The 18,452-nt window shown below is 51.3% G+C and carries 17 protein-coding genes; 6 read left to right on the top strand and 11 right to left on the bottom strand.

The features are described 5' to 3' along the window. The first annotated feature begins 136 nt into the window (after window positions 1–136). On the top strand, window positions 137–1,075 hold the full coding sequence (locus tag NST99_RS13985) for a C40 family peptidase (protein WP_341092463.1): 939 nt from the start codon (window positions 137–139) through the stop codon (window positions 1,073–1,075). A gap of 103 nt (window positions 1,076–1,178) precedes the next feature. Here NST99_RS13985 and NST99_RS13980 read toward each other — a convergent pair whose 3' ends face one another. After that, window positions 1,179–3,911, bottom strand: coding sequence for a calcium-translocating P-type ATPase, SERCA-type (locus NST99_RS13980; protein WP_445744966.1), 2,733 nt, complete (start codon window positions 3,909–3,911; stop codon window positions 1,179–1,181). 139 nt (window positions 3,912–4,050) lie between these two features. Continuing rightward, complete coding sequence (locus tag NST99_RS13975) at window positions 4,051–4,470, bottom strand: DUF2500 domain-containing protein (RefSeq protein WP_341092461.1); 420 nt, start codon at window positions 4,468–4,470, stop codon at window positions 4,051–4,053. 180 nt (window positions 4,471–4,650) lie between these two features. On the opposite strand from NST99_RS13975, the gene NST99_RS13970 reads away from it, so the two are divergent. From NST99_RS13970 to NST99_RS13955, 4 genes are all read left to right on the top strand, one after another. After that, window positions 4,651–5,016 carry a hypothetical protein gene (locus NST99_RS13970; protein ID WP_341092459.1) on the top strand — a complete coding sequence of 122 codons (366 nt, stop codon included), beginning with the start codon at window positions 4,651–4,653 and terminating at the stop codon, window positions 5,014–5,016. 75 nt (window positions 5,017–5,091) lie between these two features. After that, window positions 5,092–5,586 (top strand): cation:proton antiporter regulatory subunit, encoded by a 495-nt coding sequence (locus tag NST99_RS13965; RefSeq protein ID WP_341092458.1) that lies wholly within the window; start codon window positions 5,092–5,094, stop codon window positions 5,584–5,586. 3 nt (window positions 5,587–5,589) lie between these two features. Next, a complete protein-coding gene (locus NST99_RS13960; RefSeq protein WP_341092457.1) occupies window positions 5,590–6,837 on the top strand; it encodes a cation:proton antiporter in 1,248 nt (415 codons plus the stop codon). 31 nt (window positions 6,838–6,868) lie between these two features. Further along, a complete protein-coding gene (locus tag NST99_RS13955) occupies window positions 6,869–7,738 on the top strand; it encodes a YitT family protein (protein ID WP_341092455.1) in 870 nt (289 codons plus the stop codon). 128 nt (window positions 7,739–7,866) lie between these two features. On the opposite strand, the gene NST99_RS13950 is transcribed toward NST99_RS13955, so the two are convergent. The 4 genes from NST99_RS13950 to NST99_RS13935 all read right to left on the bottom strand — a co-directional run bounded on the left by NST99_RS13950 (window position 7,867) and on the right by NST99_RS13935 (window position 13,008). Next, window positions 7,867–8,154, bottom strand: coding sequence for a stage VI sporulation protein F (locus tag NST99_RS13950; protein WP_038590600.1), 288 nt, complete (start codon window positions 8,152–8,154; stop codon window positions 7,867–7,869). A gap of 66 nt (window positions 8,155–8,220) precedes the next feature. Continuing rightward, window positions 8,221–10,272 carry an ATP-dependent DNA helicase RecG gene (gene recG / locus NST99_RS13945; RefSeq protein ID WP_341092454.1) on the bottom strand — a complete coding sequence of 684 codons (2,052 nt, stop codon included), beginning with the start codon at window positions 10,270–10,272 and terminating at the stop codon, window positions 8,221–8,223. A 13-nt stretch (window positions 10,273–10,285) separates the two neighbouring features. Continuing rightward, the gene (locus tag NST99_RS13940) at window positions 10,286–11,146 is read right to left on the bottom strand and encodes a DegV family protein (protein WP_341092452.1); all 861 of its coding nucleotides are present in this window, start codon (window positions 11,144–11,146) and stop codon (window positions 10,286–10,288) included. Window positions 11,147–11,229: 83 nt separating this feature from the next. Beyond that, a complete protein-coding gene (locus NST99_RS13935; protein WP_341092451.1) occupies window positions 11,230–13,008 on the bottom strand; it encodes a DAK2 domain-containing protein in 1,779 nt (592 codons plus the stop codon). A 191-nt stretch (window positions 13,009–13,199) separates the two neighbouring features. Between NST99_RS13935 and rpmB the strand changes: the two genes are divergently transcribed. Then, window positions 13,200–13,388: a 50S ribosomal protein L28 gene (gene rpmB, locus NST99_RS13930; RefSeq protein ID WP_019911441.1), complete on the top strand. Its 189-nt coding sequence runs from the start codon at window positions 13,200–13,202 to the stop codon at window positions 13,386–13,388. Window positions 13,389–13,488: 100 nt separating this feature from the next. Here rpmB and spoVM read toward each other — a convergent pair whose 3' ends face one another. From spoVM to NST99_RS13905, 5 genes are all read right to left on the bottom strand, one after another. Then, a complete protein-coding gene (gene spoVM, locus NST99_RS13925) occupies window positions 13,489–13,569 on the bottom strand; it encodes a stage V sporulation protein SpoVM (protein WP_020431362.1) in 81 nt (26 codons plus the stop codon). 185 nt (window positions 13,570–13,754) lie between these two features. Next, complete coding sequence (gene rpe / locus NST99_RS13920; protein ID WP_341092450.1) at window positions 13,755–14,423, bottom strand: ribulose-phosphate 3-epimerase; 669 nt, start codon at window positions 14,421–14,423, stop codon at window positions 13,755–13,757. Between the two features lie 3 nt (window positions 14,424–14,426). Continuing rightward, window positions 14,427–15,332, bottom strand: a complete 906-nt coding sequence (gene rsgA / locus NST99_RS13915) for a ribosome small subunit-dependent GTPase A (protein ID WP_341092449.1) — start codon at window positions 15,330–15,332, stop codon at window positions 14,427–14,429. Window positions 15,333–15,438: 106 nt separating this feature from the next. Then, window positions 15,439–17,679 carry a Stk1 family PASTA domain-containing Ser/Thr kinase gene (pknB, locus tag NST99_RS13910; protein WP_341092446.1) on the bottom strand — a complete coding sequence of 747 codons (2,241 nt, stop codon included), beginning with the start codon at window positions 17,677–17,679 and terminating at the stop codon, window positions 15,439–15,441. After that, window positions 17,676–18,452 carry a Stp1/IreP family PP2C-type Ser/Thr phosphatase gene (locus NST99_RS13905; RefSeq protein WP_341092445.1) on the bottom strand — a complete coding sequence of 259 codons (777 nt, stop codon included), beginning with the start codon at window positions 18,450–18,452 and terminating at the stop codon, window positions 17,676–17,678. Before NST99_RS13905 ends, pknB begins: the two co-directional genes overlap by 4 nt.

Genomic DNA, 18,452 nt, shown 5'->3' with positions numbered 1-18,452 from the left:
CGTCAATGACTTATCGGCTCTCCAATTTATTCTTGCAGGATCAGGAAGCTAAGCCAAGATGTTCACACCTTCTGATCTTATAAAAAAAATCTCCTTGCACAAACTGAACTTACAGTCTGAACATGGAGAGTGTCCGATGACATTTGCTTATCCAACTATAACATTCAAGAAAACTGCTGTGATCCTTGCCATTGTTATGTCCACCAGCGCATGCGGGTATTACAAAAACGAGGAAAAGCCAAAAATCAATTCGGTAACGCCAGCCGGCACTTTTGCGGGCAGCTATTATGAGAAATCCCATGTCACCGACAAGCAGGGAAAGTTCTGGATTCCGCTGAAACCCGCCGCTGCCTCAATCGGCTACCGGATGAAGGATGACACCGCCAGCGGAGGTTATGCCAAGCTCGGCTATACGGATGTGATGTACATGCTGCGCCCCAACTCCACTCAGGTCTTTTCACTGGGCGAAAAAATCACTCTGCCTGACGCGCCGGTGCGCCGTGACGGTCAAATCTATATCACACCGACAGCTTTGTCCAAGCTGCTCCAAACTGAGGTCGGCTGGAACCCCACCAGCGGTGAGATCAATATCGCTTTACCGTCAGACAAGGAAGTCCTTAACAATACTGAAAAAAACGGTAACTCCAATATGGCCAAACCGCTGCGAATCCAGAGCGCTTCGAACGTTGATACCGGTCAACTAGTTGCCTTTGCCAGAAGATTTCTGGGTGTACCTTACGATTTTGGCGCAGGTCCTTATGAGGATACCGGACGTTTCGACTGCTCCTCCTTCACAAAGCATGTATTTAAAAGGTTTGGCGTGGAGCTGCCCCGACTGGCTAAAGACCAGGACAACATCGGCAGACGGGTAAGCCGAAGTGAGCTGCAGACCGGAGATCTGATTTTTTTCACCGTGCCAGGACGTTTTGACAGTGACGCCATACCGGGGCATGTAGGTATTTATATCGGCGACGGAAAGTTCATCCATACCTGGGGTGATCCCGGTGTACAGATCAGCGAACTGGACAGCGGATATTGGAGTAACGTAATACTGCATATGCAGCGCGTGCTGTAACCAAATAGCACCGCAGGCTGCTGAAGTAAAGAAGAGCCTGGTCTCCTGCTAAAGAAGACCAAGCTCTTTTACATTTTAAATCAACTGATGTGATCCGGTTTCACTAGTCCCAACCTTTGCCTTTGCCGCTCAGGCGGACAAACAGCTTCACCAGTTCAACTAAAACAACGATGGACACGGCTGCCCCGCAGACAATCCACCACTGCAAACCGTTCAGATGCTGTACACCAAACCAATCGTTCAGACCCGGAATAATGATGACCAGCACGAGCAGCAGTCCGGAAATCACCGACGCGCCCAGCATATATTTGTTGCTGAACAAACCGATCTGGAACAGAGATTTCGTATTGGATCTGACGTTGAAGGCATGTGTAATTTGAAGCAGACCGAGGGTGGCAAAAGCCATCGTAACTGCCACACCCTCATCATAATGGGTATGCGCCCAGTTATAGACGAGCAGTGTCAGTGCCGCTTCGATGATCCCCTGGTAGACAATCCCTGCCCCCACACCACCGGAAAAAATACTACTGCTGGACTTACGGGGTTTCTTCGTCATTACGTCTTCCCCGGCTTTTTCCAGTCCCAGTGCCAGCGCAGGCAGCGTATCCGTCACCAGGTTGATCCAGAGGATGTGAATAGGCTCAAGAATCCGCCAGCCGATCATTGTGGCGATGAACAGGGTCAGCACTTCCCCAAGGTTGGCGGAGAGCAGGAACTGGATAGCTTTGCGGATATTGCTGTAGACCTTCCGCCCTTCTTCCACCGCAACTACAATCGTCGTGAAGTTATCGTCGGCCAGCACCATGTCGGATACGCCTTTCGCGACATCCGTTCCCGTAATCCCCATGCCCACACCGATATCCGCTGACTTCAAAGCCGGTGCATCGTTCACCCCGTCTCCAGTCATAGCCACAATCTTGCCCTTTTTTCTCCACGCTTTGACGATCCTTACCTTGTGCTCTGGAGAGACACGGGCATATACGGAATAATCCTCGACCCTATTTGCAAAATCCGCCTCGCTGATCTTATCCAGTTCGCGTCCGGTCAGTACACTCTTGTCGTCATCGATGATACCCAGCCGCTTGGCGATAGCCGCAGCAGTGTCCCTGTGGTCTCCGGTAATCATGACAGGACGGATACCCGCCTTGCGGCAGACTGCTACAGCGTCGCGCACTTCATCGCGCGGAGGATCAATCATCCCGACGAGGCCGATGAATACCAGATCCTTCTCTGTTGTATCCGGTGAAGGTCTGTCTGGAAGCTCTGCATAATCACGATAGGCAAAAGCCAGCACCCGCAGCGCTTCATCGGCAAGCGCCTTATTGCTTGCAGTGATCTTGCGGGAATGCTCCTCTGTGAGCGGAATGAGCTCCCCGGCCTCATAAATATGGCTGCACTTGGAAAGCAGCACATCGGGAGCACCTTTCGTAAGGCCGCGGAACTTTCCTGCCTCCACCTGATGAATCGTTGTCATCAGCTTGCGGTCCGAGTCAAAGGGCAGCTCGCTTTTCCGGGGATACTGCTTCTCCAGCTCCCGCTTGTCAGTGCCGATGCTCAGCGCATAGTCCACAAGGGCTGTCTCCGTGGGATCCCCGATAATCGCTTTGCCGCTTTTGGTCCCGCCGGCTTTATCCCCTTTTGTGTTCTCTGAACCTTGCTTCCCGGCAGTGCTGCCTTCGTCAATGCTGGAGTCATTGCACAGTGTCATCGCCTGCAGCAGCAGCTCACCGCCCGGAGTTTCCTTAAGCTGTTCGGTCGCCTCAATAGTTGCTCCATTGGCGTACAGCTTCTCGACAGTCATTTTGTTGAGTGTCAATGTTCCTGTTTTGTCGGAGCAGATAATTTCAGTACTACCGAGCGTCTCCACTGCAGGCAGCTTGCGGATAATCGCTTTACGTCCGGCCATGCGCTGAACGCCCAGCGCCAGAATGATCGTTACGATCGCCGGCAGTCCTTCAGGAATCGCCGCAACCGCCAGCGAGATCGAGGTGAGCAGCATATCCAGCATTTCTCTGCCCTGGAGCAATCCTACGGCAAAAATGACTACACACACGCCCAAAATAATATAGGTGAAGTATTTCCCCAGTTCATCCAGCTTCTTCTGCAGCGGAGTGACATCCGTTTCTTCCTCTGCGATAAAGCCGGCAATTCTTCCGACCTCAGTCTTCATCCCCGTGGCTGTAACGACGCCTATAGCTCTTCCGTAAGTGACGCTGCTGCTCATATATGCCATATTTGTCCGGTCGCCGATTACGAGATCTGTCCCCTCCAGTTTGTCAGCATGCTTATCCGAAGGCAGCGACTCGCCGGTTAACGCGGCTTCCTCCGTCTGAAGTGATGCTGTTTCCAGTAGCCTGACATCGGCAGGTACGACATTGCCTGCTTCCAGCAGAACAATATCACCGGGCACAAGCTCCTCACTCTTGATCTCCGTCACCTGACCGCTGCGGCGGACCCGGGCATGCGGCGAAGACATGCTTTTCAGCGCTTCCAGGGCCTGTTCTGCCTTATTTTCCTGGATGACTCCAAGCACCGCATTCAATATAACAACCAGCAGGATAATGATTGTATCCGTCCATTCCCCGAGAATACCCGACAACACCGCAGCCGCCAGCAGAATAAAGATCATTACATTTTTGAACTGCTCAATAAATTTGGCCAGCAGCGACTTTGGCTTTGCCTCCTGCAGCATATTTTTCCCGTACCGCTCCAGCAGCTGCGCCGCCTGTTCTGAAGTTAATCCCTCTTCTCTTGTCTCCAGCCGTTTCAGGACTTCCTCTTTCTCCAGCAGATGAAACGGCTGTTGATCTTGCTGATTGGCAGAGTTCGAATTCAAGCTGTCAGCTCCTCTCATGTTAAAAAGTGGTGTATAGCAAATCACTTATATGGAGTTTTACCCAAAATTAACCGCAGAATTCTGAAAATTTAAGAACATTTTTCAAAGCTTGCTCAGAAACATCTGCAAACAAGGACGATTAGCCTTCAGTATTTTGAAAACAGGGATGCTCAAAGCCCTTAAACCTGGTTCCCTGATATACAAGCTCCCCCCGGTCTCCTTCAACAATCAATCCAAATGCCTTATTCGGTACCTGCAGTTCGACGCGGCGTCCATCTTGAAACTCAAATGTTACATAGTAGCTCGTATGGGCCCCTGAATCGCCTGATCCGCCCCAAACCTGTGTCCGTTTGGTCACGGCCGCAGCGTACACGGAGACCAAGGGACTGGCATTATTATTACTCCAGATGCTAATGGATTTGATGATAAAAAAGATAAAAAAACCAATCACCAGCAAAAAAATCAGCTTAAAAAAGAAAGGCATTCCATAGATAAAACTCCAAAAAAAACTGCCCTGCGGAAATTGCCCAAAACCGCTAATAAAGCTCTGTCCGTTCAAATCCATCTCTCCTCTTTCAAAAAAAATATAAAAAGTAAGATTTACTTTAAAATACGCTTTATTTCTCCATCAGTTTCAGTTTTTCAGCCTTGAAAAATGAAAAAAGATCTGATTTGAATTTGGCCCGGCTAAGAACGTATGTTATGCTTTATATACAAGATACAGTAAGGAGGTGATCTCATGAGGGCATATCTAGCGTATTCCCCCTACTCAAAACTGCTTCGGTCCGCATTTATTCCGATTCTTCTGTTTACCCTGATAGCCGGAGCCATCGGTGCTTTCAGCACTGTGGAGGATGAAGGGGAGACCTACAAATTTGAACGCTACGAGCATAAAATGGCGACACCGGTTCGTGCACATTCAACACCAATTAAAATTGTACCCGCTGTCCGCTTACCGCATCATGGGATCACTCCGGTAGTTCTGCCGGAATCTCCCGTACCTGTACTTGTTGTTTCGTTATCCCCAATTATTTACATTACGCTGAAGCGGCTGCTGCTGCAACCGCTTAGATATACTTCAAATTTGGTGCATCGCCCCATTTAACGACAGAAAAAGAAATGCATATTGGCTCACACAGAAGAACAATCTTATGACATATCAATTGGAGGCTGGACTTTCATGAACTATAGAGAATCAGATCTGCCGGGAATCGGCAAAAAATTCCTGCTGCAAACGCGCAGCGGCGACAAGCTAGTGGTCATTGTGCATGACGACGGCAGACGCGAGCTGTACCATTTTGATTATGATGATCCGGATCAGAGTGTATCCATGGTTGCACTGGACGATGATGAAGCAAGGCATATCTCTGCCATTATCGGCGGAGTCACCTATAAGCCCAAGGCCCTGGAGTCCATTGAGGTGGCACTGGATGATTTGATCATCGAATGGTACCGCCTCGAGTCAGGCTTCAAATGTATCGGGCATACGATCGGCGAACTGGATGTTCGTGCACGTGCAGGCGTCACTATTATTGCGATCATTGAAAAAAACCACCAGAAACATCTGAGTCCTGGACCGGAAGTTTTGCTGAAGGCGAACTGTACCGTTGTTGCTGCCGGGGAGAGACATCAGCATAAGCAGTTCAAACACATTCTACGAAATGGATGTGGTTAATAGATGAGCCATTATATTATTTTTGAAGTAGGCCTGGCCATTGTCCTGATTGCGCTTGCCGGAATCATCTCCACCAAACTCCGCTTTTCTGTAATTCCTTTCTATATTCTTATCGGGATGGCCGTTGGGCCCCACGCCTTCAAAATTTGGCATCTCGATTTCCGCTTTATCGAAAGTGCTTCCCTGATCGAATTTATGGGCCGCATCGGCGTACTCTTCCTGCTGTTCTATCTGGGGCTGGAGTTCTCCGTGGGCCGGCTTGTCAAAGCAGGACGTTCGATCGTAACCGGCGGTACGATATATATCCTGATCAATTTCACACTGGGGCTGGTCTTCGGCTGGGCACTCGGTTTCCCTCTGGAGGAGATTCTGATTATTGCCGGAATCACCACAATCTCTTCCAGTGCGATTGTAGCCAAGGTATTGGTTGATTTGAAGCGAACCGCAAATCCCGAGACTGAAATGATTCTCGGCATCATCATGTTCGAGGATGTTTTTCTCGCAGTCTACATCTCCATTCTCTCGGGTCTTGTCCTCAGCGGCTCTTCGTCGCTTGGCGGCGTACTGCTGTCCGCGCTGCTCGCGCTTGGATATATGCTGGCCCTCCTCATTATCGGACGCAAGCTAGTTCCCTGGCTCAACCGCGTCCTGAACATCCGTTCCAGTGAATTATTCGCGCTTGTCATCTTCGGTGCCCTCTTTCTCATTGCCGGCTTCTCTGAAACGATCCATGTCGCCGAAGCGATCGGAGCATTGCTTGTCGGACTGGTGCTCGCCGAAACCGAGCATGTGAAACGGATTGAGAAACTGGTCATCCCGTTCCGTGACTTCTTTGGAGCCATCTTCTTTTTCAGCTTCGGTTTGACCATTGACCCGCTCTCCCTCGGAGGAGAGGCGTTCTGGTATTCATTAGCTGCGGTAATCATAACACTGTTCGGAAATTTCTTGGCAGGAATGCTGGCGGGACGCAGTGCAGGTCTCAGTCCGCGGGCTTCGTCCAACATTGGCCTAACTATCGTCTCCCGTGGGGAGTTCTCCATTATTATGGCCAATCTTGGCAAAGCGGGCGGACTGATGGCGATCCTTCAGCCATTCGCTGCCATGTACGTATTGATGCTGGCCATCCTTGGTCCGCTGCTGACAAAGGAGTCCAAGACGATTTATAAGCTCCTGGATAAGGTATTTAAATTCGAAAAGCGGCATCTCGCACGCAAAGCAAAACAAGCCGCCCCTGTACTCGACAAAGAGTAAATAGAGTTCCCTGTTGAAGGGAGGGACGTGTATGAAGAAACGTTTACGCGGGGAATACCCCCCGCCACAGCACAAGGGAATCCGCATTCTCTCCGTCATTGGCGGAGGACTGCTGGCCGCTGTCGGGCTGGAGCTGTTTCTGATTCCGTATAAGCTGGTCCCTGGCGGAATTGCCGGACTGTCTGCTCTGCTCGCCCATCTTACCGAAATGCGGCTTGGCCTGTTTCTGTTTCTGTTCAATCTGCCGTTTATTCTCTTGTCACGCAGACAGATTGACATTCGGTTTGCCCTTTATACGATGCTCGGGTTGATCTGCTTGACCATAGGCTCATTGGCCTTGCATCACTTTCCAGCCGTTGTCAGTGAGCCGCTTGCTGCAGCAATAGCTGGTGGTCTCTGCCTTGGCTTTGGAATCGGTATTTCAATCCGCTTCGGCGGCATCAGCAACAAGACCAGTGAACAGGGTTATGTCTTGCTAAGCGGCAGCTTGCCGAAATCGGCGGAAACCGTCATTATGCTGCTCAACTGTGTCATTCTGCTATTCGGAGGTGTGCTGTTTGGCTGGGACCAGGCGATGTACAGCATTATCGCCTACCTGCTGGCCTTTGAAGGCATCCGGATCCCGCTTCGGGACCTATCGCGCTCCCGGGCTGTCTGGATTACCAGCAGCCACTGTGATGAAATCTCCAAAGCGCTCCACCAATCGCTCGAGCGGGAGACCAAACTTGTCCAGGCTTCCGGGCCGGAGGGACAGAAAGGCACGCTCTTCTGTCTTGCCAGCAAGATGGAGGAAGCCACTTTGACTTCAATTGTGAAGGAATGCGACGAGGACAGCCTCATTGTTGTGCACGCAGCGCAGGGCCGGGGCATCGCCGATTTTTTCCGCAAAAAAATCAGCTGAAAGATGACTCTGCCGGAATTTCCTGAACTGTGAATGGCTATAACCTATGAAAAAGGCGTTCCCGCTGCTGCAGCGCGGGAACGCCTTTTCCTATCTGCCGGATCCGGGTCTAGCAAATGCCCGTTTCTTCAACGGAACATCCCCCATAACCGGATCAGGTGAAACGTATTGCTCGGATCAATCTTCTGTGCGATCACAAATTTAACGATTTGCTCTTCCTGGGCTGAAGACAGCTTCTCACCCATCACTGCCGCAGCATTGCGTACCAGCCTGCGCACAACTCCTGTGTCCTGCAGCTCTTGCTTGGAAATACCGTTAATCATATTTTTGATGCGTTCCTTGACTGCCGGATTCTTCATCTTCAGCTTGATGCGTTCCACCAGCTGCGGGCTGATTCCGTATTGCTGATAACCCAAGCGCAGCACCTCCCGTCATATCCAATCATTCACAGTATATGTGGGCCGGTTGCCGCATGTGCCTGTTTAATCGATAATATCCCCCTGGAATATTTGTTCGTTCTGCAGATAGCTCCGCAGCGGTGCATAATCTGGGGATGTCCAGAAGGAAGAATCCTTCAGCAGCTCCGCAGCATCGTCACGCGCCTGCTCCAGTGTCTCAAAATCCGCAGTCATATCCGCCAGCCGGAATTCCGGCAGACCGCTTTGCTTCGTACCAAAGAAATCCCCCGGACCTCTTAGCTCCAGGTCACGGCGGGAGACCTCGAATCCGTCGTCCGTATCGGTCATGGCGGTCATCCGCTCCCGGCCGATCTCCGACTTGGGATCAGCCACAAGCACACAGTAGGACGCATGCTGGCCTCTACCGACCCGCCCGCGCAGCTGATGCAGCTGTGACAAACCGAAGCGGTCCGCATCCATGATGATCATCAGCGTGGCATTGGGAACATCGACGCCAACCTCCACGACCGTAGTGGAGACAAGCAGCTGAAGCTCATTGCTGTAGAAGGCGCGCATCACTTCATCTTTCTCACCCGGAGTCATCCGTCCATGCAGCAGCCCAACTTTATAGTGCGGAAAGGCCTGGGACATCTGGACATGCAGGTCTATCGCGTTCTGCACATCCAGCTTCTCCGACTCTTCGATCAGGGGGCAGATGAGATAGGCCTGACGGCCTTGAACAATCTCACGGCTGACCAGGTTCAGCACACGCTCCATCAGATCATGCTTCACCCAATAAGTCGTGATTGGAACCCGTCCTTTAGGCCGCTCTGACAAAGTCGAGACGTCCATATCCCCAAAAACCGTAATCGCTAGTGTCCGCGGGATCGGGGTCGCCGTCATCGTCAGCACATCCGGGTTATACCCTTTACGCCGGAGGACACTGCGCTGGTTCACTCCGAAGCGGTGCTGTTCGTCGGTAACCACAAGCCCCAGCCCGCGGAAGAATACATCATCCTGTATCAAAGCATGGGTGCCGACCACGACGTCCAGCACGCCCATTTGAAGTGAGGCCAGCAGATCCTTGCGTTTGCGCCCTGAGACACTGCCCGTCAACAGGCCTACCGTGATGCCAAACGGCTCAAACATTTTGGTCAGCGAGCGCATATGCTGCTCGGCCAGAATCTCCGTCGGCACCATCAGCGCGCCCTGAAACCCCGACCTCACGGTGGCAAAGAGCGCAATCGCCGCAAGCACCGTTTTGCCTGAGCCAACATCCCCCTGCAGCAGCCGGTTCATGCAGTACCCGGACCTCATGTCCTGCAGAATCTCCAGCTCCACATGCTTCTGCGCATCCGTCAATTCAAACGGCAGACTGCGCACAAAGGAGCGGACGGTTGAGTTATCAACTGTATGCACTACACCGTCCATTCTGCCGTGGTTCAGCACCCGGAAGGCCTGCACCTTAAGCTGGAACAGAAACAGCTCTTCATACACCATTCTGCGCCGTCCCTGCTGGCCTTCGCGGGTATCCTCCGGCTGGTGGATCGTAGCAATCGCCCGTTTGCGGGGCATAAAATCATATTTTCGCATAATGACCTGCGGCAATATTTCCGGAATCATCTCTCCGAACTGCTGCATGCCCTGGTTAATAACCTTGCGGATCCAGGACTGGGTGATCTTGCCGCCCACAGAGTATACCGGCTGCAGGGTGCCTGTCTTGCCCTCCCCGCGGTCCGGGAACTCATAATCTGTCACCGTAATCTGGCTGCGCTTCTGGTCCCATTTGCCGGTTAGCACGATCTCCCGGCCGACAGTCAACTGCTCGCGCACATAATGCTGATTGAACCAAGTAGCGGTGAACATCCATGGTTCAGCCACCATCTTGCAGCTTAAGCGCGACTTGCCGCCAAACCGCTGAAGTACAGGGATGCCAATCACCTTGGCCACCAGGGTAGCCTTGTCACCATGCTTCACTTCACTCAGCGGGCGGGGGCGGAAATCCTCATAACGGAATGGATAATACTCCAGCAGATCCTTTACTGTAAAAACGCCAAAGGCGTGGAGCTCGGATTGCTTTTGAGCGCTCACGCCAGTTATTTGCTTCACTTCAATTTTTTCCAAAGACAGGTTCATGTTCATCCCCTATTTACGCGGGCCAAATGAATACGGCTAAGGTACCGTTGCCGACATGGCTGCCTACGACAGGGCCGATGTTGGTCAGCACTTTCTCATTCAGGGTGAAGTGCACGGCTAATTCCTGCAGGAATTCTTCGCCGTAAGCCGGTTCAGCCGTATGACCCACAGCCAGATTGATTTTGTCCACACCCGGCAGATCGTTTTTGAACAGCTCGATCATGCGGGCTATTGCCTTCTTCCGGCCTCTGACCTTCTCTACCGCATAAATGATGCCTTCCGCATCAATGGAGAGAATCGGCTTGATATTCAGCAGCGTGCCCAATATGGCGGATGCTTTGCCGATTCTGCCGCCCTTTTGCAGATATTCCAGTGTATCTACCAGGAAATAAAGTTTGCGCGATTGACGCAGCTTCTCCACGGCTGACAGAATTTCCTCCGGGCTTATACCTTCTTTAGCCATTCTGGCCGCTTCCACTACCATAAAGCCGAAACCGTAGGATGCGGACAGGGAATCTACCACAGTGATGGCGTCCCCTTCCTCATCCAGCATCGATTTGGCCAGAACTGCAGACTGATAAGTTCCGCTAAGTCCGGATGATATATGAAACGATAGAATCGTACTGCCTTGATGACGCTCCAGAATACTGCGATACACATTCATATATTCCACCGGAGACGGCTGAGATGTGGTCGGCAGCTTCGCGGAGTGGGGAAGACGCTCATAGAACTGCTCCGGTGTCATATCCACATTGTCCCTGTACGCTTCCTCGCCGAACATTAATGTCAGCGGCACAACCTCAATGCCGTATGCTTCCGCCAGAGCCGGCGGAATATCTGAGGTGCTGTCTGTGACAATTACGGTACGATTCATGGGTTTCCTCCCCAAACTATGATTAAGCAGTCCGCACGAGGCGGAGTGTGCTTTGATGCTGACAGAAGGAATTCAGTCTCCGCCTATGGCTCTACCGAGAAAAGATAATAATACAGCGGCTGCCCGCCCTCATGAACCTCAACTTCAACCTGAGGATAAGTCTCTTCCAGCCAGCTGCTAAGTGACGCGGTCACTTCCGCTTCTGCTTCAGCACCGGTCAGAACCGTAACGATCTCGTCGCCGTTCTCCAGCATGCTTGTGAGCAGTTGCTTGCTTGCAGCGAGCAATTCATCGGAAGCAGCAACGATCTTCGAATTGGAAATACCGATATACTGTCCGGATTTGATCTCCAGCTCTTCAATCACGGTATCACGTACGGCGTTCGTAACCTGGCCGGATTTCACATGTGCGATGGCTTCCAGCATGTTGCTTGTATTGGCATCCACTGCATCATCTTCCTGGAAGGCAAATGCAGCGGCAATTCCCTGCGGGATGCTCTTGCTCGGAATCACCGTGATATCCCGTTCGTCCTCAAGTAGCTCTTTAGCCTGTTGTGCAGCAAGCACGATGTTGGAGTTGTTAGGCAGAATATATACATGCTTCGCCGAGATGGATGAGATCGCATTTACGAAATCCTCCGTACTGGGATTCATGGTCTGTCCGCCTGCTAGAACCGCATCGACCCCGAGGCTTTTGAAAATATCGGTAATCCCGCCGCCGGAGGATACGGCGATGAAGCCGTACGGTGCCATATCGTCCGCCGGAGGAACCGCCGGGGCAGGCACTACACTCTTCTCGTTAGGGATATCTGCAAACAGATCCGGCATTGGAGCGATATCCATACCGGTTGTCAGCAGATCGCGATGCTGCTCACGCATATTCAGAATATGGATCTGGGTGATCTCGCCGTAGAGCAATGCCAGACTCATCACTTCACCAGGTGTCTTGGAATGCACATGAACTTTGATCGTGTCGTCATCGGAAATGACGATGATTGAATCCCCATTAACTGACAACGCTTTCCGAAAATCTTCCTCATCAAAATCCGCTTTCACGGCTGCGCCAAGCTGGCGGTTGATGAAAAATTCCATATCATATAAAAATTCGATATCTTCCGTGGACAGCTGGGATTGCGCAGAAGACTGCACGGAGGACAATATATTCTCAGGTTTGGTGAGTACAGGTGCCGTTACAACGGCAGGTACCGGAGCTTGTCCTTGTACAGACGCCGGAGATGCGGAGACTCCGCTTGTCAGATACTGATGAAATCCTTCATAAATGTAGACCAGACCTTGGCCTCCAGAGTCAACAACGCCAACCTGCTTCAGAACAGGAAGAAGTTCCGGAGTATTGGCTAATGCCTCTTTGGCTTTGGCCAGAACCTCCGTCATAAGCTCCGTAATGTCTGTCGTGCGGCGGGCGTAATACACCGCATGTCTGGCAGCTTCTTTGGCAACGGTGAGTATAGTGCCTTCTACAGGCTTGACCACCGCTTTGTAGGCCGTATCCACTCCGGTCTGCAGTGCTGCCGCGAACTGTTGCGTGTTCAATTCATCATATTGGGCTGCAGAACGTCCAAGACCTCTGAACAGCTGTGACAAAATAACGCCGGAGTTTCCCCGTGCACCCATCAGGAGACCTTTGGAGAGTACTCCTGCACATTGTCCGACAGAGGCGGTATTATTCTTTTTCAATTCGTTCGCGCCTGCAGTCATCGTCAAATTCATATTAGTTCCCGTATCTCCATCCGGAACCGGAAATACATTTAAGGAATTGACGTGCTCTGCATGCTGCTGCAGCTTTTCCGCTCCGGCGAGTACCATTGCGGTAAAATCTGCTCCGTTTATAGAACGCTTACTCAATGAGAATTCCCCTTCCTAACTTCATGCCTAATCAATTCTATGATTAACTGGACATAATACACTAATTTATATTGTACTATAAGAGCCAAAAGAAATAAATGTTTTTGAATCGGTTGACGTAGCAAATTTTGCTGTGATATTATATTTAAGTATTGTTTTATGCAGGTGTTAGTAACAAGGAGGTGTAATCTATGTCCCGCAAATGTACTGTAACAGGCAAGAAACCGGGCAGCGGCAACCACGTGTCTCACGCAAACAACCGCAACCGTCGTTCTTGGGGAGTTAACGTTCAGAAGGTCCGTATCCTAGTGAACGGCAAACCGAAACGCGTGTACGTCAGCACCCGTGCTTTGAAAGCCGGCAAAGTTGAACGCGTTTAGTCTTGGATTATCCTAGACCTAGCGATATCTCATATGAAGCAAAAAGCACCCTTTACATACGTAAGGTGCTTTTTTTCATGTTTTCAGTTCTGATCCTTCCTCAGCTTTTCTGAAAAGTATTCAAAATCGCTTTAACAAAACCTCCCAAAAATCTTGGCAGCTTAAACGTGTAAAATTTCATCATTAACCCTCCCATCAATTCATGCCGTACGCTAGGAGACTTTCCTGTCTTTTCTGTTTGCGCAAACGAGCTGCAGAGCTCCCTTATGGAACAAAAAAAGGCTACATGAGATTTCTGCTCATGTAACCATATTTATGCACCCACAACTTGGCCTATACCTCAAGACTAATTAGGCGGCCGCCCGATTAACGGATTGCTGCCTCTGCTGCTTCACGGATTGCTTTGATGGCGGCAGCGCGATCACTGCGTCCAAACACGGCATTGCCTGCGACAAGTGCGTCTGCGCCCGCTTCAGCCACCAGGGGTGCCGTTGCTTCAGCTATTCCGCCGTCGACCTCTATGCGCAGCCCTTTGTGATTGGCTTCGTTCGCCCACTCCCGGATCTGCCGGATCTTACACAGTGTATGGGGAATGAAGGCTTGGCCGCCAAAGCCCGGATTCACGGTCATCACAAGCACCATATCCACATCCTCAAGCACCTCACGTACGGCTGAAGCCGGAGTCCCCGGATTGATCGCTACGCCGGCCATCAGGCCCAGCTCCTTGATCTGATGGATAACCCGGTGGAGATGCACACAAGCCTCTGCGTGAACCGTTATAACCGCTGCACCGGCTGCAGCAAAATCGGCAATGTAACGTTCCGGCTTCTCAATCATCAGGTGCACATCAAGCGGTAAAGAAGTGTGGGACTTCACTGCTTTGACAATGGGCGGACCCAGCGTAATATTCGGTACAAAATGACCGTCCATCACATCCACGTGTATCCAGTCTGCACCACTGGCTTCCGCTTCCGCTACTTCAGTACCAAGTGCGGCGAAATCCGCCGATAACAAAGATGGGGCAATTATAATCATCAGTTAGTACCTCCGCTTCTTGTCTTTCATTTCATTGTAGAACAGCTTGTAATGCTCATAGCGGCTGTCTGCAATTTCTCCATCCTGCCATGCCTCGATGACACGGCAGGATGGCTCATGCAGATGACTGCAGCCGCGGAACTTGCAATTCTCCGCATAAGGAGCAAACTCCCGGAAGCAGACCGACAGCTCCTCCACGCCGAGTTCTAAAAAGTCCAACTGGCTGAACCCGGGTGTATCGGCCACAAAGCCGCCATTACCGATATCCATCAGCTCCACATGGCGGGTAGTATGGCGTCCCCGGCCGAGCCGCAGACTGATCTCACCCGTCTCCAGTTCAAGACCGGGCACCAGCCGGTTCAGCAGCGTTGACTTGCCTACACCGGATTGTCCGGAAAAGACACTGATGACTCCGGCAAGCCGGTTGCGCAGCTCATCGCTGCCGGAGCCGGTTAAAGAGCTAGTAACCATCACTTCGTAGCCGATACGCTCATAAAGCTCTTTAACCATTTGCGTTGCTTTACCATCGTCATCCGCTAAATCCTGTTTGGTCAGCACAATCAGGGTGTTCAGACCGGAATGTTCGATGTGGACCAGAAACTTGTCCAGGAGATTCAAATTCATATCCGGCTCCCGCACCGAGAACAGCAGCACAGCCAGCTTCACGTTGGCAACCTGCGGGCGGATGAGTTCCGATTCACGTGGAAGCAACTCGTCAACCATCCCTTCCCCGTTTTCGGTCAGAACATAGATTATACGGTCACCGACGAGCGGAGCAACCCCTTTTTTCTTAAGAATCCCCCGCCCCCGGCATTGAACTGCCTCTTCCTCTGTCGCTATTACTCCGTCCCGGAGCGGCTTAACGTAATAATATCCGCTTAACGCTTTGATAATTATTCCTTCAGGCATACATAGTGAGCCTTCCTCTCCTGATTTTGCGCAAATGACCCAAGCTTGAAGCTCCCCGGGTCATTTCGCTGCCGCAGCTTCCCTGGTCAAATTCACCAGTTCAGCTTCAGCTTTTCTCTTTGGATATGTTTTTTTCCTTATTTTCACCATTTCTTTTGCTGTCATTCGCAAGTACATTTGCATTCTTGGAGTTGTCCAGCAAATATCCGGTCTGATTCTGACCTACTTCACCCGTATTTCCGCCTTCCTCCGTAGGTGGAGACAGAATCTCCGGTTCAATGGTCTCTTCCGGCGGACTTTCGGTTGGCGCCTGAGTAGGTTCAGGTGTAGGTACAGGTGTCGCTGTCGCCGGAGGCTCAGGCACCTGCACAGTTCCGTTTTTGGCATCCGAGTAACGGATCTCAAAAGCCTCAATATAATCTCCGTTCTGGTAGATTGAGACTGCTCCGTCTTTATTCGGGGCAAGGATCAGAGGTACGGATAAGACCTGACTCTTCGCGATCGTGCGGGTTCCCCATTCCTGCTGGGCTCCATCTTTGGTGGCATCAGAGAAAACAATACGGATTTGAGTCTTCTTACCGTCACTTGACGGAGCTACAGGCACTTTAAAGACATAATCAATAGCCTCCGGCGGAAACCCTGTGCTTATGGAAATGGAGACCTTGTCGCCTGGTGCAGCAGTATCCCCTTCTTCATAAGGCCATTGCTTCATCACCTGTCCCTTTTCAACGGAATAACTGGTATCTTCCTTGACCTCATCAAGAACAAGGCCCAGCTCCTCCAGCTTCGCTTTTGCCTGCTTCTGGGTTGAACCGGTAAGATCAGGCATAGTAACCGTGTCTTTGCCTTGACTGACATAAAGCTTAATAGAGCTCGTCTCGGGATCATAATCACTCCCCGCAGCCGGTTCAGAACGAATGACCTGTCCTTCAGGAATGTTATCATTGTGCTCTTCTGCCGGGATGATCCGTTCCTCTTCCACACCCTCTGCAATTAGCGCTTTAACGGCTTCGTCGTAGGTTTGTGTGGACAATTCCAGCATTTTAGATGGAGTCTTTTCTGTACTGACCGACAGGATGATATGCGTTCCTTCTTTGACGATTGTTTCAGCTTTTTTACCCTGTTCCCATACGATATTCTCAGCGAAATCCGGGTTGTACTGCATAACCGGTTCCGCAATGAGTCCTACCTCATCCAGCATGGAAGTGGCTTTCTCAAGCGTTTGGTTAACCACATCCGGCACTGTCACTTCGTCAACGACCAGCTTGGCATTTACATACCACACAACACTGCCCATAGCGAGCAAGATTACAAGTGTAAGACTAATCCATAAAGCTGGGCGGCCCCATCTCCGCTTACCTGGGCTGGAAGGAATGATCTCATCCTCTTCCCGCTGCATTTGCATCCGGTCTTCACCGCCGCTGCGGTTGCCAAGCCCCCGCTGGAGCGGCTTGATCGCCGGAATAATCCGTGTTCTGTCCTCGTCATCCCCGTCATCGTGGAACAGGGATTTGGCTTCACTGCGCCGCTCAGGCAGCAGGCATGTCTCTAAATCCTGCAGCATCTGCTTGGCCGATTGATAACGTTCCTCCGGATTTTTACGCATGGATCTCAGGATTACATTCTCCACACTCTGCGGAATCAGCGGATTGAGCAGACGCGGCTCCTCAAATTCCTCCTGCAGATGCTTTAGCGCAACACTGATCGGACTTTCGCCCAGAAACGGCAGCACGCCCGTCAGCATCTGATAGAGCACAATACCCAAAGAATAGAGGTCAGATTTCTCTCCAGTGGTCACACCCTTGGCATGCTCCGGGGAGAAATAGTGCACTGAACCTACAACTGAACCCGTCTGGGTGATTGTAGTGGAAGTAACAGCACGGGCAATCCCAAAGTCCGTTACTTTAACCCGTCCATTGCGGCCGATCAGAATGTTATGAGGTTTAATATCGCGGTGAATGATCTGGTTCTGGTGGGCATGGTCGAGCGCATCGCAAATCTGTGAAGCGATACGCACCGATTCATCTACCTGTAGCGGAGCCCGTTCCTTAATGATCTCATTCAGGTTCTTGCCTTCTATATATTCCATTACAATATAATGAACTTCGTCTTCTTGCCCCACATCATATATACTGACCACATTCGGATGTGATAAAGATGCGGCTGATTGCGCCTCCCGCCTAAACCGGCGGATAAATTCCTCATCATGCACAAATTGATTGCGCAGCACTTTAATGGCGACGTTCCGGTTGAGCAATATGTCATGCGCTCTATAGACAAGCGCCATACCGCCTCCACCGATCCGTTCGATGACTTGGTAACGGCCGCCCAATTCGTGACCGATCATCTATTCCACTCCTTTGTTTCGGGCACAGCGGCCTCTCCTTGATGTTCTAGCATAGCGAGGCTGATATTATCGCCGCCCCCAGCAAGCAATGCCAGCTGAAGCAACCGATCCGCTCTTTCCTCTAACGGTATTTCTTGTATTCCAGCAACCTTACCCATATGCTCCAGGCTGACAAAATTACTCAGGCCGTCACTGCATAGCAGCAGAAGTTCCCCCATTGCCAGATTGACAGGAGCCAGATCAGCATGGACCTCGGGATCCGTCCCCACCGCTCTTGTCAGCACGTTGCGGCGCGGATGGTTGTCGAGCTCCTCCAGGCTGATCTGGCCGTTCTTGAACAGCTCATTGACCAGCGTGTGATCCTCGGTTAATTGCGTAGCTGCACCGTCCTTAACCAGATAAGCCCTGCTGTCCCCTATATGGCCAATATATCCCGCTGACCCCTTCAGTAGAACAGAAACGACTGTAGTCCCCATATTATGGTACTTCTCGTCGCGCGAAGCCTCGCTGTGGACAATACCATTGGCTTCTGTAATTGCGGCAGCCAGCGCCTCCCGCAGCTCTTCCTCTGAAAGATCAGGCTGTAACCCTTCAAGGGCATTCCTCATCGTCTCCAAGGCGAGCCGGCTTGCGGTGTCGCCAGCCAAATGTCCGCCCATTCCATCGGCGATAATACCGAGAGTATAACCGTGGCGCGTCGCACCGATCCAGACCGAATCCTCATTGACGGTACGTACCCGGCCAATGTCGCTGGCATGAACTGTTCTGATCAA

It is taken from the genome of Paenibacillus sp. FSL L8-0470 (assembly GCF_038008625.1).
Lineage (GTDB): Bacteria > Bacillota > Bacilli > Paenibacillales > Paenibacillaceae > Paenibacillus_AQ.
Note: the sequence above shows the minus strand (reverse complement) of the source record. Positions and strands in the feature narration are given on the sequence as shown.